General features: G+C 66.5%; 8 protein-coding genes and 1 other RNA gene. 8 read left to right on the top strand and 1 reads right to left on the bottom strand.

Annotated features, from left to right (window positions below):
- The first annotated feature begins 18 nt into the window (after positions 1 to 18).
- The 4 genes from XARJCFBP2528_RS13040 to XARJCFBP2528_RS22565 all read left to right on the top strand — a co-directional run bounded on the left by XARJCFBP2528_RS13040 (position 19) and on the right by XARJCFBP2528_RS22565 (position 5,771).
- Complete coding sequence (locus XARJCFBP2528_RS13040; RefSeq protein ID WP_026064627.1) at positions 19 to 1,533, top strand: PhoPQ-activated pathogenicity-related family protein; 1,515 nt, start codon at positions 19 to 21, stop codon at positions 1,531 to 1,533.
- Positions 1,534 to 1,864: 331 nt separating this feature from the next.
- Positions 1,865 to 2,899, top strand: a complete 1,035-nt coding sequence (locus XARJCFBP2528_RS13035) for a glucokinase family protein (protein WP_026064626.1) — start codon at positions 1,865 to 1,867, stop codon at positions 2,897 to 2,899.
- 102 nt (positions 2,900 to 3,001) lie between these two features.
- Positions 3,002 to 5,635: a TonB-dependent receptor gene (locus tag XARJCFBP2528_RS13030; protein ID WP_016903713.1), complete on the top strand. Its 2,634-nt coding sequence runs from the start codon at positions 3,002 to 3,004 to the stop codon at positions 5,633 to 5,635.
- Positions 5,636 to 5,696: 61 nt separating this feature from the next.
- Positions 5,697 to 5,771: non-coding RNA, sX9 sRNA (locus XARJCFBP2528_RS22565), on the top strand.
- 109 nt (positions 5,772 to 5,880) lie between these two features.
- Here XARJCFBP2528_RS22565 and hrpA read toward each other — a convergent pair.
- Positions 5,881 to 10,020: an ATP-dependent RNA helicase HrpA gene (hrpA, locus tag XARJCFBP2528_RS13025; protein WP_016903712.1), complete on the bottom strand. Its 4,140-nt coding sequence runs from the start codon at positions 10,018 to 10,020 to the stop codon at positions 5,881 to 5,883.
- A gap of 90 nt (positions 10,021 to 10,110) precedes the next feature.
- Here hrpA and XARJCFBP2528_RS13020 point away from each other — a divergent pair, with 90 nt between their 5' ends.
- The 4 genes from XARJCFBP2528_RS13020 to XARJCFBP2528_RS13005 all read left to right on the top strand — a co-directional run bounded on the left by XARJCFBP2528_RS13020 (position 10,111) and on the right by XARJCFBP2528_RS13005 (position 13,964).
- Entirely contained in the window at positions 10,111 to 10,668 is a 558-nt protein-coding gene (locus XARJCFBP2528_RS13020; RefSeq protein ID WP_016903711.1) for a Dps family protein, read from the top strand.
- Between the two features lie 395 nt (positions 10,669 to 11,063).
- Complete coding sequence (gene recQ, locus XARJCFBP2528_RS13015) at positions 11,064 to 12,860, top strand: DNA helicase RecQ (RefSeq protein ID WP_016903710.1); 1,797 nt, start codon at positions 11,064 to 11,066, stop codon at positions 12,858 to 12,860.
- A 138-nt stretch (positions 12,861 to 12,998) separates the two neighbouring features.
- Complete coding sequence (locus XARJCFBP2528_RS13010; RefSeq protein WP_016903709.1) at positions 12,999 to 13,481, top strand: hypothetical protein; 483 nt, start codon at positions 12,999 to 13,001, stop codon at positions 13,479 to 13,481.
- A gap of 78 nt (positions 13,482 to 13,559) precedes the next feature.
- Positions 13,560 to 13,964, top strand: coding sequence for a response regulator (locus XARJCFBP2528_RS13005; RefSeq protein WP_016903708.1), 405 nt, complete (start codon positions 13,560 to 13,562; stop codon positions 13,962 to 13,964).
- The last annotated feature ends 206 nt before the right edge of the window (positions 13,965 to 14,170 follow it).

Here is a 14,170-nt window from a genome sequence, read left to right as displayed (position 1 = left end):
GCCACCCGGAGAACACGCATGCGTTCGATGACACGTTGCAGCCTGGCGTTGCTGGCGTTGCTGGCCTGGCTCGCAGGCGTTGCGCCTGCCGATGCGGCCACGCCCACCCTGTCAGCGCAGCAATGCGCCGATGCGCCCGAGGTCGGCATCGACCAGGCGCTGGTGTGCTATCACGATGCCATCGAGCGCCAACCGCTGGTCTACCGGCGCGTGGCCACCAGCATGGTGGGCGGTGTCGAAAGGCGCGATTACCTGCTGACCTCGCAGCAGTGGTCGCCGGAGGACCTGGTGCAGCCGGCCAGCTGGCAGCACGATGTGGCGATCTACATCCCGGCAGATGCGTTGCCGACGCGTGCGCTGCTGATCTCCACCAATGGCACCCGCCAACCGGCCGATGGCGGCGCGCCACAACCGCCCAGCGAATTGCCACCCGAGGCCCTGGCCGCATTGGCGCAACGCAGCCGCACCGTGGTGATCGCGCTCGGCGATCTGCCCAGCCAGGCACTGACCTATCGCAACGATGGCACGCCGCGCCGCGAGGACGACAGCGTCGCCTACAGCTGGTCGCTGTTCCTGGCATCGCCGCAACGACGCAAGACCATGCCGCTGCATGTGCCGATGGCCGCGGCGATCGCGCGCACCATGAGCCTGGCCGAACGCGAATTGGCGCCGTTGCGGATTCATCGCTTCATCCTCGCCGGCGCCTCCAAGCGTGGTTGGGCCAGCTGGCACGCCACCATCGCCGATGCGCGCGTGGAGGCCGTGGTGCCGTTCGTGATCGACATTCTCAATCTGCCGGCCGTGCTCGAGCACATGTCCCGGGCCTATGGCGGCAACTGGCCGATCGCATTCGGCGCCTACGCCAGGCAGGGAATCACCGCGCAGCTGCACACGCCGGCATTTGCGCAGCTGGTGCAACTGCAGGACCCGCTGAGTTATCTGCACACGCCGCAGCGCAAACGCCTGGCCGTGCCCAAGTACATCGTCAATGCCAGCGGCGACGATTTCTTCCTGCCGGACAACACGCAGTTCTTCTACGACGCGCTGCCCGGCAGCAAGGCGCTGCGCATGGTGCCCAACAGCGCGCATAACGGCATCCGCGCCTCCATCGTCGACAGCCTGGTGCCCTTCGTGACCCGGCTGCAGCAGCAGCGTGCATTGCCAAAGGTGCGCGATTCCCTGCACGCAGGCGAACACCCGCAGATCCGCTTCCAGTCGTCCGAGCGCCCTGCGCAGTTGCGTCTGTGGCAGGCGCGCAATCCGGCGGCGCGCGATTTCCGCTACGCCTGCGGCATTCGTTACAGCGCCACGCCGATCACACCTGCACGCGGCAACACGGTGTCGGTACCGGTGCAGATTCCCGATGCCGGCTGGAGCGCGTACTTCGTCGAGGCCACCTACGCGGACGGCTTCGTAGCCACCAGCCAGACCTACGTGCTCGGCAAGCAGCACTACCCGACGCAGGCGCCACCCAGCGACGGCGCGGCCTGCAGCACCTTGCCGGGCGCAGCCTCTGCGGCGGCTGCGCGCTGAGCCGGCGACTGCGCGAGCGCTGACGCAATCAGGCTGGCGGTAGCGACCGCCGAAGCCAATGTCGATGCCACGGAGCGATGCCAGCGCCGCTCAGCGTCCAGATGGCGACAACAGACGCGACCGTTGCGACAGCGCAGTGGCGCGTGCGTGCTCTCCCGCACTGCGCAATCACGCCCATGCAGACAGCCCTGAAACGGGCGATTTTGCACTTGAGTCTGCCAGCAAGATCGATCCAACCCGACTGAACCATTGACATCGTTGTCACCAACTTCTACACAGGCCGCTACTCGCCGATCGCATTGGCCGCTCGGACGACTCCAAAGGACTGCACGTGGCTGCGACTTCGCGTTCTGCTCTCGCTTCTGGCTTGCCCACCGCACCGGTTGCCACCGGCTTCATCGCAGCCGACGTGGGTGGCACGCATGTGCGGGTCGGCCACATCGCGCGGGTAGGTACTACTGCGACCGAGCTGTCGCATTACCGCACCTACCGCTGCGCCGAACACGCCAGTCTGGACGCCATCCTTGCCGACTTCCTGCAGCCACGGCGCGACGTCGAGGCGGTGGTGATCGCCAGTGCTGGGGTGGCGCTGGACGATGGCAGCTTCATCAGCAACAACCTGCCGTGGACGATTTCGCCTGGCCGCATTCGCGCCGCGCTTGCCGTGCCCAGCGTGCACCTGGTCAACGATTTCGAAGCGGTGGCTTACGCCGCACCGCTGATGGAACAACGCGCCGCGCTGCAACTGAGCGGGCCGACGCCGCGGCATGCGCGCGCCAGCGGCCCGATCCTGGTGGTCGGCCCCGGTACCGGGCTGGGTGCGGCGGTCTGGATCGATGCCAAGCCACGCGCGATCGTGCTCGCCACCGAGGCCGGTCAGGTTGCCCTGGCCAGCAACGACGAGATGGAACTGCAGGTGCTGCGGATCCTGTTGCGTGGCGAGCGCTATCTGCCGCTCGAACATGTGCTGTCCGGGCCCGGCCTGCTGCATCTGTACAACGCCCTGTGCGAACTGCAGGGCGCCACGCCCCGCCATCGGCTGCCGGCCGCGATCACGCATGCCGCGCTGCACGAAGACGATGCATTGGCACGCGATTGCCTGCAGGTCTTCTGCGCCATCCTGGGCAGCGCGGTCGGCGACATGGCGCTGGCCTATGGCGCCGCCGGCGGCATCTATCTGGCCGGCGGCTTTTTGCCGACGATCGGGCCGTTCCTGCAGAACAGCCGTTTTCGCGAGCGTTTTCTGGCCAAGGGACGCATGCGCGCGGTACTCGAACGCATTCCGGTCAAGCTGGTCGAGCACGGGCAACTGGGCGTGCTCGGCGCGGCCAACTGGTATCTACAGCACCACGCTGACCTGTCGTAAGCGATCCACCACGCGCTCGGTCCCGGGCGCGCGTCTGCAAGACCCCGCATCCGGCGAGCAGCAGCCCGCCGTCCATCCCTGTGCGTGATGAGGAGAGACATCATGAAATACAGCACCACCCTGCTGTCCAGCGCGATCGCGTTGTCGCTGGCATTCGCTGCGCAAGCCCAGGACGCGGTCGACCAGGCCACCGATCTGGATGCCGTGCAGGTAGTCGGCATCCGTGCCAGCCTGGAAAAATCGCTCGACACCAAACGCAACAACGCCGGCATTTCCGAAGCCATCACCGCCGAAGACATCGGCAAGTTTCCAAGCACCAACGTGGCCGAGGCGCTGTCGCAGATTCCCGGCGTCACCCTGGACCGGCGCTTTGGCCAGGGCGAGCGCGTCAGCATCGACGGCACCGACCCCAGCCTCAACCTGTCCTTCCTGGACGGCCACCCGGTGGCGCAGGCGATCTGGCTCTACGGCGAGCAACCCAGCCGCGGATTCGACTACACCTTGCTGGCGCCGCAGATCCTGGGCCGCGCGGAAATCCTCAAATCCTCCGAAGCGCGCCTGACCGAAGGCAGCCTGGGTGGCACCGTGTTGATGCACACCCGACAACCGCTGGACCTGGACGTCAACGAGGTGGCCGCCTCCATCGGCTACAGCTACAGCGCGCAGGCCAGCGAAGGCAAACCGAACGCGGCGCTGCTGTATAGCTGGAAGAACGCGGCCGACACCTTCGGCATTGCAGTGTCGGCGCAACATTACGAAGAACGCGTCGATCGCCGCGGCATGGAAGTGTTCGGCTACACGCCGGCCAGCACCTTCGCCAATGCCGCAGGCGGCGTGCCCGCCGATGCGGACGTGCCCAACTCGATCAACGCGGCCTGGTTCCAGCAGGATCGCGAGCGCGACAGCGCCGTGGTCAACCTGCAGCTCAAGCCCAGCCAGGCGCTGGAATTCAACCTCAGCGGCCTGTACATCAACGAGAACTTCGACAACTACAACCAGTCGATGTACAGCTTTCTGACCTGGAATGCCGGCACGGTGGCGTCGGTGGACCAACTCGGCGGCCTGCGCAATGGCGTGGTGACCAGCGGGCATTCCGGCGCCAATGCCGACCCGCTCGGCGGCACCGTGATCTACGACAACAACGTGCGCGAATCGGAGGTCACCACCAAGGGCCTGGACCTGCGCGGCGCATTCCGCGGCGATGGCTGGGGATTGAATGGGCAGGTGGGCCAAAGCAGATCCGAGAACAAGGACCTGTCGCAGTATTTCATCGAGCCGTTCTACAACGGCGGCTTCAGCTGGGACACGCGGCGCGGCATCCGTTTCGACGATCCGGCGCGTGCGCGCGATCCGGCCAACTGGGGCTCGGCCGGCGGCTGGTTCGGCAATAACGGCATCTTCTCCACCGAAAGCAAGGACACCTACGGCCAACTCGATCTGAATCTGCAGTTCGACAGCGTGTTCAACCAACTGCTGCTGGGCGTGCGCCATGGCAAGCATGAGGAGCGCTTCGAGCTCAACGTCTATGGCGGCGTGACGCCGGGCACGCTGGCCGACGTGGGCACGATCGGGCTGACCGATCTGCAGGATTTCTATCCGGACCACGGCCGGCATGTGCAGGCAGGCCGCAACAACGTGCTGAACTGGATCCGCAACAGCCCGGTCGACTACGGCGCGCCGGATCCGGCCAGCTACCTCAACAACACCTGGGCGCTGCAGCAGACCAATAACGCCGCCTATGCCCAGTTGAACTTCTCCGGCGGCGGCCTGCGCGGCAATCTCGGGCTGCGTTATGTCGATTCGAAAACCGAGGGCAGCGGCTTCGTCTACAGCGGCACGCCCACACTGCAGAACGCCGACAGCCTGTGGCAGACCCGCACGCGCAAGGAGGATTTCCTGCTGCCTTCGCTCACGCTGTCCTACGAGGCGGCCGACGATTGGGTGTTCCGCCTTGCCGCAGCCAAGGTGATCGCCTGGGCACCGTACAACCAGATGGTCAACAACACCTTCCTCAACGACACCACGCTGACCGGCAGCGGCGGCAATGCCGAGCTGTCGCCGTACGAATCCTGGAACTTCAACCTGTCGGCCGAGTATTACTTCGCGCAGCAGTCGGTGGTGGCGTGGTCGCTGTTCTACAAGAAGATCGACAACTACATCGACACCAGCGCCAGCGTGGAGCGCCAGTACAACGCGCTGCGCGATACCGCGCCGCAGAGCTGGGCGCAGTTGCTCGGCAGCAACGGCTGCAGCGCCGATGGCTATTGCGATTACAGCATCCAGCGGCCACGCAATGCCGGCGATGGCAAGGTCAAGGGCTTCAACATCGCGTTCCAGCAGCCGTTCGGCGACAGCGGCTTCGGGCTGACCGCCAACTACACCTATGCCAATGGCGAAAACAACACCGGCGACGCCCTGCCCTACCAGTCGCGCAACAGCGTGGCAGTCAGCCCGTACTACGAAAAAGGCCCGCTCAACGCACGGCTGACCTACAACTGGCGCGACAGCTATCTGGCCGGCGGTTACGTGGCCGGCGCCGCGCCGGCAAGCGTGGATGACTACGCCGAACTCGGCGCGAGCATCGGCTATGCGTTCAGCCCGAACTGGTCGCTGCAGATCGACGCGCAGAACCTGCTGGACGAACAATACCTGCAGTATCTCGGCGACACCGACCATCTGGCCGGTCGCTACAGGAGCGGGCGCCGCTACATGGCGAGCCTGCACATGAAGTTCTGACAGCGGCTGGCAACCGAACGGCGCGCACCGCCAGGCGGTGCGGCCAATGTCCGGAGCCGGCATGTCCCGGGCGTACACGCCGGTTCCGCGCATCGTCCACGCCCAGCTGACCACTGCGCGCTGCGTTGCGTTCACCGCTCAAAGCGCAGTGCTCGGCCTGAGTGGCCAGTCGGTGGCAGGACCAGCGCCGACCCCGCGCGCTGGCGATGGCGGCAAGCCGTCGTCACCAGCGCCTCCGGCACCAGTCAGTTGCGCAACGCGGCCACCCGCTGCGACAGCTTCTTCGCCGACACGCCCGACTTGGCACCCAGCTCCTGCGCGAATACCGACACGCGCAACTCCTCCAGGTCCCAGCGTAGCGACTGCCATTCATCACGTTGCTGCAGACCACGCGCAGCCGCCTGGTCCAATGCATCCACGAACGGCTTGAGTTCGAGCATGCGCGCCTGGTCGCGGGCCGGATCGCGTTTGGCGCGCTCGGTCCGCAGGATCATCGCCTTGAGATAACGCGGGTAATTGGCCAGCGCCTCGGCCGGTGTTTCGCGCAGGAAGCCGGCGTGCACCAGCGCGCGCAGCTGCTGCTCCATATCGTCCAGGTTGCCGCGCGCCCAGCCCATCAACGGCGCTTCCAGCAGGGGCTTGAGCTCGGCCACCGCAGCAAGAATGCTTTCGGCCAGCTTCAGCCGCTCCATCGCCTCGCCGAACAGGCGCTTGATCGCCTCGTCGCGGCGCTGCGCAAAGGCACCGGGGTCGCGGATCGCGCCCAGGCCATCGGCCAGCACCGCGTTGAGCGCGGCATCGACCAGATCGCCGCGCAGGCGCTCCTGCGACTCGATCGCCGCGTATAGCAGCCCGGTCTTGGGCGACACCGGCAACTGCTTGCGCGCCTGCTTGATCTTGTCGGCCAGCGCGATTTCCAGCAGCCGGCGCACGCCGCGCGGATGCGCCTGCGCCGCCTCGTTGCGGTCGGCAAAGATGCGCAACGCCGCATCGTCGCCCTGATCCACCAGCGCCGGATACGCCGGCACGCCGGCTTCGCCGGCAACCTGTTCGGGAATCGGCGTGGACGGAAAATCGCGCAAGCCCTCGGCAGCCAGCGCGCGCCCAGCACGCGCGGCGAAGGCCTGGCCGGCACGCTCGCCAAAGTGGGCGCGCAATCCGTCCAGATCGCGCGACTCGGCCAGCACCTTGCCGTCGTCATCGCGCAGGCGCAGGTTCATCAGCAGATGCGTGTCCAGCGACTCTTCGTCAAAATCCAGCGCCGCCACCTGCGTGCCGGTGGTCTTGGTCAGAAAACGCGCCAGCTCGCCGCGGATGTCGTCGGCCGAGGCGATGCTGTAGGCCTCGTAGAACGCGCGCCCGAAATCCGGGGCCGGCACATAGTTGCGCCGCTGCGCCTTGGGCAGGCTGCGAATCAGAGCCGATGCCTTGTCGGCGACGAAGCCCGGCGCCAGCCACGACAGCCGCGCCGGATCCAGCGCGTTGAGCAGGTGCAGCGGCACGTCCAGCGTCACCCCGTCATCGATGGCGCCCGGCTCGAAGCGGTAATGCAGCGGCAACCGCGCATCGCCCAGCGGGAAATACTTCGGAAAACGATCGGCCTCGCTGCCTTCGCCCGGCAACAGGTCGTTCAAGCTCCAGTGCAGGCTGCGGCGCTTGTCCGGCGGCAGGGTTTTCCACCACGCGTCCAACCCGCTGGCCGAATGCAGTTCGGCCGGGATACGGTCCAGATACCAGCGCGCCTGCCAGTCCTCGTCGGCCACGATGCCGGCCCGGCGCAGCTTGGCTTCTTCTTCGCGCGCCTGTTCCAGCACCTTGAGGTTGTCGGCGATGAACGCCGCACGCGTGTTTATCTCGCCCGTGACCAGGCCCTGGCGTACGAACAGGTCATGCGCGCCGGCCGGGTCGATCTTGCCGAAATGGACCGGCTTCTTCGGCGCCAGCACCAGGCCGAACAGGCTGATCTGTTCGGATGCCATCACCTGCCCCTGCGCACGCGACCAATGCGGATCGAAGTGCTTGCGTGCCAGCAGATGCCCCAGCTCGGCGATCGCCCAGTCCGGCTCGATCGCGGCATTGGTCATGCTCCAGACTTTTTGCGTGTCCAGCAGCGTGGCCGCCAGAATCCACGGCGGCGGCTTGCGTGCCAGTGCCGAGCCGGGGAACGGCACGAACCGGCGTTGCCGCGCGGCGAGAAAGTCGCCTTTTTCGGTGCGATGGCCGATCTGCGTGGGCAGGCCGGCCAGCAGCGCGCGGTGCAGGGGCTGATACGCCGCTGCACGTTCGCGCTCGCTGGTGCGTGCGGTGGCTTCGGCCGCTTCGGCCTGTTTGGCGGCAGCAGCAGAGGTGGGTTGTGCAGGTGGCGCGCTTGGATCCGGCTTGCCTTCGCGCGCCAGCCGCGCAGCGCGATGCAGCTGCCCGCGCGTGGGCCGGTTGGCGTTGTGCCCCTCCTCGCGCGCGGGCGCGCTGGCACCGGCCAGCAATGGCGCCAGCATCGCGGTGGCCGGCTCTTCGCTCCAACCCAGCTCTTCGCATAACAGGCGCAGCTGCCGATGCAGCTCGCGCCATTCACGCATGCGCAGGAAGCCGAGAAAATGCCGGTTGCACCAGTCGCGCAGCTTGGACTGGGTGAGATCTTCGTGCACCTGTCGGTATGCCTCCCACAAGCGCAGGATACCGACGAATTCCGAGCGTGCGTCGGCAAACAGCGCATGCGCGTTGTCGGCCGCTTCGCGTGCCTCGGGTGGGCGCTCGCGCGGATCCTGGATGCCCAGGAAGGCAGCGATGATGATCATCTCGCGCAGGCAGCCGTGCTGTTGCGCAGCCACCAGCATGCGCGCCAGCTTGACGTCCACCGGCAGGCGCGCCATCTGGCGGCCGATGGCGGTGAGGCGCCGATTGGCATCGATCGCGCCCAGCTCCAGCAACTGCTGCCAGCCGTCGGCGACTGCGCGTTCGTCCGGCGCTTCCAGGAACGGGAACTCCTCGATCCGCCCCAGCCCCAGTTGCAACATGCGCAGGATCACGCCCGACAAGGACGAGCGGCGGATTTCCGGGTCGGTGAATGCCGGCCGCGCGGCAAAATCCGCTTCGGCATACAGGCGGTAGCAGATGCCTTCGGCAATGCGGCCGCAGCGGCCCATGCGCTGGTTGGCGCTGGCCTGCGAGATCGGCTCGATATGCAGGCGGTCCAGCTTCTGGCGCGGGCTGTAGCGCTTGATCCGCGCAAAGCCCGGATCCACCACATACCGGATGCGCGGCACCGTCAGCGAGGTTTCGGCCACGTTGGTGGCCAGCACCAGGCGCCGGCGCGGCCCCGGGTTGAACACGCGGTCCTGGTCGGCCGCCGACAGCCGCGCGTACAGCGGCACCACTTCGGTTTCGCGATACTTGCGCCGTTCCAGCGCCTGGTGCGCGTCGCGGATCTCGCGCTCGCCCGGCAGGAACATCAGCACGTCGCCACGCGGATCGATGCGGGTGATCTCGTCGATCGCCGCCACGATCGCATCGTTGACGGTGCGTTCGCCATCGCGGCCATTGCCACGCTCGCCGTCGCCAGTGTCGTCGGCGCCGCCGGCCTCGCCGGCCTCGCCTTCGAGTGGCCGGTAACGCACTTCGACCGGGAAGGTGCGGCCTTCCACATTGATCACCGGCGCATTGTCGAAATGCTGGGCGAAGCGCTCGGTATCGATGGTGGCCGAGGTGACGATCAACTTGAGATCGGGGCGCTTTTGCAGCAACTGCTTGAGATAGCCGAGCAAAAAATCGATGTTGAGGCTGCGTTCGTGCGCTTCGTCCACGATGATGGTGTCGTAGGCCGACAACCAGCGGTCGCTGGCGATCTCGGCCAGCAGGATGCCGTCGGTCATGAACTTGATCCGCGACTGCTCGCCGACCCGGTCGGTGAAGCGCACCTGGAAGCCCACCGTGGTGCCCAACGGCGTCTTCAGCTCCTCGGCCACGCGTGCCGCCACCGCGCGCGCGGCGATCCGGCGTGGCTGGGTGCAGCCGATCATGCCGGCCGCACCGCGCCCGGCGGCCAGACACAGCTTGGGCAGCTGGGTGGTTTTGCCCGAGCCGGTTTCGCCGGCGATGACAACCACTTGATGGTCACGGATCAGCGCGATGATGCGCTCGGCCTCGCGCGCGATCGGCAGTTGCTCATCGAGTGTGATGGCCGGCTGCTGCTCGGCGCGCGCCTGGCGTTGCGCCTGCGACGCCGCCAGCGCCTGCTCGAACGCCTCGCGCACCTGCGGGTTGCCGGGCTTGCCTTGCCAGCGCGACCATAGACCGAGCAGCCGGCCACGGTCGCGGCTCATCGCGCCATCGACGGCGCGGCGGCGCTCACGCAAGGTGTTGGCAAGGTCGGTGTCGATAGCGCTCATTGATGGAAAAATGTGAAAGATTGAATGACAAGAGATCCTTTAGCCTGTCTATTGTGACCCGATATCAGTTTCCTCAGGAGGACCATCCACATGTCCAAGAAAAAGAACGCCAACAAGCCCGTCGTCATCAATGAAGCATTGGACGCACTGCCGGTCGCCGCAGCATCGGCACCACACATCGATATCGGGATCAAGGACAGCGATCGCAAGCAGATCTCCGACGGTCTGGCCCGCTACATGGCTGACGCCTTCACCTTGTATCTGAAGACCCACAACTTCCACTGGAATGTCACCGGGTCGATGTTCAACTCGCTGCACACCATGTTCGAGACTCAATACACCGAGCAGTGGGCCGCGCTGGACGAAGTGGCCGAGCGCATCCGCGCCCTGGGCTACAACGCACCGGGCTCCTACAGCGAGTTCGTCGCCCTGACCTCGATCCCGGAAGAACAGGGGCTGAGCGACAGCGCCGACTGGCGTGAAATGGTGCGCCAGCTGGTCAGCGGCAACGAGGCGGTCTGCCGCACCGCACGCAAGGTGCTGGGCACCGCTGACGACGCCGGCGACGACCCGACCGTGGACCTGCTGACCCAGCGCCTGCAGACCCACGAGAAGTACGCCTGGATGCTGCGTTCGCTGCTGCAGTAACCCCCTGGGCTTCACCCCCGCGGGTTTGCCCAAGGTTTCGCTGCGCCGAAACCTTGGGACCCTGCTCCATAAGTTAGACACAGAGCCTCTCTCCCCTCGGGCGAAAAGTGACAGCTTTCGCGCCATGGGCGCGCGTGTCTTGGAGCGCCCGCGCCACAAGCGCGGGCTGGGGCGCGGAGCGAGGGGTTGGGGTGAGCTTACGGAGCGAAGCTCCAGTCGCCTTAGGCAACGCTCGGCCACCGGCCATTTTCCATGCCGCACGCCGCATATTCAGCAACGTCCGCATCAGCACTCGTGGGCGCACCCACCACATCGCGGCAATCCCCGACGCGCCATCGCGCAACAGCGTCAGCCTGACACCGACCAGGGCTTCACCCGCGCGGTATCCTAAGCGGATGTATTCCCCCGCCCACGAACTGCTCAGCCGCGTCTTCGGTTACGACGACTTCCGCGGCCCACAGCAAGCCATTGTCGAACACGTCGCTGCGGGTAACGATGCCCTGGTGCTGATGCCCACCGGTGGCGGCAAGTCGCTGTGCTATCAAGTGCCGGCGCTGTTGCGCGACGGCATCGGCATTGTGGTCTCGCCGCTGATCGCGCTGATGCAGGACCAGGTCGAGGCGTTGCGCCAGCTCGGCGTGCGCGCCGAATTCCTCAATTCCACGCTGGACGCGGAAAACGCCCAGCGGGTCGAACGCGCCCTGCTGTCGGGCGATCTGGACCTGCTCTACGTCGCTCCGGAGCGCCTACTGAACCCGCGCTTCCTGTCCCTGCTGGAACGCAGCCGCATCGCGCTGTTTGCCATCGACGAGGCGCATTGCGTCTCGCAATGGGGCCACGATTTCCGCCCCGAATACCGCCAGCTCACGGTGCTGCACGAACGCTGGCCGCATATCCCGCGCATGGCGCTGACCGCCACCGCCGATCCGCCGACCCAGCGCGAGATCGCCGAACGCCTGGATCTGGTCGACGCGCGCCACTTCGTCAGCTCCTTCGACCGCCCCAACATCCGTTACACCGTGGTGCAGAAGGACAACGCGCGCAAGCAGCTGCAGGAGTTCCTGGGCCGCCACCGCGGCTCGGCCGGCATCGTCTATGCGATGTCGCGGCGCAAGGTCGAGGAGACCGCGCAATATCTGTGCTCGCAGGGCTTCAACGCCCTGCCCTACCACGCCGGCCTGCCGGCCGAGGTGCGCGCGGAAAACCAGCGCCGCTTCCTGCGCGAGGACGGCATCGTCATGGCCGCCACGATCGCCTTCGGCATGGGTATCGACAAGCCGGACGTGCGCTTCGTGGCGCATGTGGACCTGCCCAAATCGCTGGAAGGCTACTACCAGGAAACCGGCCGCGCCGGCCGCGATGGCGACCCCGCCGAGGCCTGGCTCTGCTATGGCCTGGGCGATGTGGTGCTGCTCAAGCAGATGATCGAACAGGGCGAAGCGGCCGAGGAGCGCAAGCGGCTGGAGCGCGCCAAACTCGATCACCTGCTCGGCTACTGCGAATCGATGCAATGCCGCCGCCAGGTGCTGCTGGCCGGCTTCGGCGAGACCTATCCCAAGCCCTGCGGCAACTGCGACAACTGCCTGACACCTGCCGCCGCCTGGGATGCCACCGTGGCCTCGCAGAAGGCGCTCAGTTGCGTGTACCGCAGCGGGCAGCGCTTCGGTGTGGGCCACCTGATCGACATCCTGCGCGGCAGCGAGAACGAGCGCATCAAGCAGCTCGGCCACGACCAGCTGAGCACCTACGGCATCGGCCGTGACCTGGACGAGCGCACCTGGCGCGGGGTGTTCCGCCAGCTGGTGGCGGCCAGCCTGCTGGAGGTCGACAGCGAGGGCCACGGCGGGCTGCGCCTGACCGATGCCAGCCGCCAGGTGCTCAAGGGCGAGCGCCAGGTGATGATGCGGCGCGAGAACCCGGCTGCCGGGCGCGAGCGCAGCGCGCAGCGGACCGGCCTGCCGGTGCAGCCGCAGGATCTGGTGCTGTTCAATGCCTTGCGCGGCCTGCGCGCGGAGCTGGCCAAGGAGCAGAACGTGCCGGCCTTCGTGATTTTCCACGACAGCACGCTGCGCAATATCGCCGAACAGCGCCCGACCAGCATCGATGCACTGTCGCGTGTCGGCGGTATCGGTGGCGGTAAACTGGCCCGCTATGGAGCGCAACTGATCGAGATCGTGCGCGAGCAGGGCTGATGCCACAGCATGTGTCATCGCGGTGGCGGCGCTGGCACAAAAATCCGCAAAATCGACAGCGCGCATTCAATCAGCCGTTGCTAGTTTCACAAGGCGATCTGGCACGCGCTGTCAGTCCCTCTTGAGTAGAGTCCACCCATGAAACGCAGCCTGCTTCTCCTGGCCACTCTGTTTGCCGCCGGCAGTGCACTCGCCCAGGCCGGCGAGAGCAGCGCCGAGCCGGGGTCGGCGCGGTCGCTGGACCTGAGCGTTCCGCAAGCCCCGGTGCAGTACCGCTCCGATCCCGAATACAGCACCGACCCGCCGGGCACCTTCTACGGCGACAAGAGCGGCCCCAAGCCTGCGTTGACCCGCCCCAGCGCGGCCTCGCTTGCTGCCGAACGCGCCGAACAATGCCAGGGCAAGCTGCATGGCGCGGTCGAAACCGGCATGGGCTATTCCAACCGCGGCGGCAACAGCAACTGGCAGGCCGTCAACCTGAATTCCTGCAAGACCTATTACGACGATGACGGCAAGGCGCACCAGATCGGCGTCAGCATCAGCGTCGGACGCGGCGAAGGCGCGCTGTTCGGGCCACGCTACGGCCCAGGCGGCTACGGCCCTGGCCCGTTCGGCTGGTAACCGTACGGCTCCGTCTGCGTTGACAGAGGGTTCACTGCCGCATCGCTGAGAATGTGGCCTGCCTTACGAGACGTGCTCATGTCACAGAACAAGGAACGGCCAGTTGTATTCGTCGTCGAAGACGGCGATGGCACCCGACAACTCAGCTGCCTTGTGCTGGAAAGCTATGGTTTTACCTGCCGTAGCGCAGGCTCGGTCGAAGAAGCGCTGACCCTGATCGAAAGCGACCCGCGCGTCGATGTGCTGTTCTCCGACATCCATTTCCCGGGCGGCCTGACCGGCGTGGACCTGGCGCTCAAGACGGCGCATGCCCCCTACAACCTGCCCGTGCTGCTGACCTCCGGCCTGGCGGTCGAGTATGTGGAAGAAATCCTGCCGGACGGTGTGGCCTTCCTCGAAAAGCCCTATACCCCCGAGCAGCTGCTGAGCGCGATCCGCAGCGTGATGGCCAAGCACCGGGTGCTCCCTACCCCGGTCGCATGACGCAGACGGTCGCGACTGGACGGCGACCCACAATCCCGGTATGAAGTGGCGGCCGGCGCGCGATGCGCCGGCAACGGGGATTGATCACGACACGGTTGTGCCAGGGACGCGGCGCCATGCCCACCTGGCCCGACCATGCCTTACGCCAGGGGAAAACATGAAACACCTAGTGACCGCAGCCATTGCCATGGCTGCGTTGAGCGGTT

The sequence above is a fragment of the Xanthomonas arboricola pv. juglandis genome, from assembly GCF_001013475.1.
GTDB lineage: Bacteria > Pseudomonadota > Gammaproteobacteria > Xanthomonadales > Xanthomonadaceae > Xanthomonas > Xanthomonas arboricola.
Note: the sequence above shows the minus strand (reverse complement) of the source record. Positions and strands in the feature narration are given on the sequence as shown.

Coding starts and splice junctions, on each gene's coding strand:
- XARJCFBP2528_RS13005 (WP_016903708.1), top strand. CDS start 13,560: ATGTCACAGAACAAGGAACGGCCAGTTGTATTCGTCGTCGAAGACGGC.
- XARJCFBP2528_RS13030 (WP_016903713.1), top strand. CDS start 3,002: ATGAAATACAGCACCACCCTGCTGTCCAGCGCGATCGCGTTGTCGCTG.
- hrpA (WP_016903712.1), bottom strand. CDS start 10,020: ATGAGCGCTATCGACACCGACCTTGCCAACACCTTGCGTGAGCGCCGC.
- XARJCFBP2528_RS13010 (WP_016903709.1), top strand. CDS start 12,999: ATGAAACGCAGCCTGCTTCTCCTGGCCACTCTGTTTGCCGCCGGCAGT.
- XARJCFBP2528_RS13020 (WP_016903711.1), top strand. CDS start 10,111: ATGTCCAAGAAAAAGAACGCCAACAAGCCCGTCGTCATCAATGAAGCA.
- recQ (WP_016903710.1), top strand. CDS start 11,064: ATGTATTCCCCCGCCCACGAACTGCTCAGCCGCGTCTTCGGTTACGAC.
- XARJCFBP2528_RS13040 (WP_026064627.1), top strand. CDS start 19: ATGCGTTCGATGACACGTTGCAGCCTGGCGTTGCTGGCGTTGCTGGCC.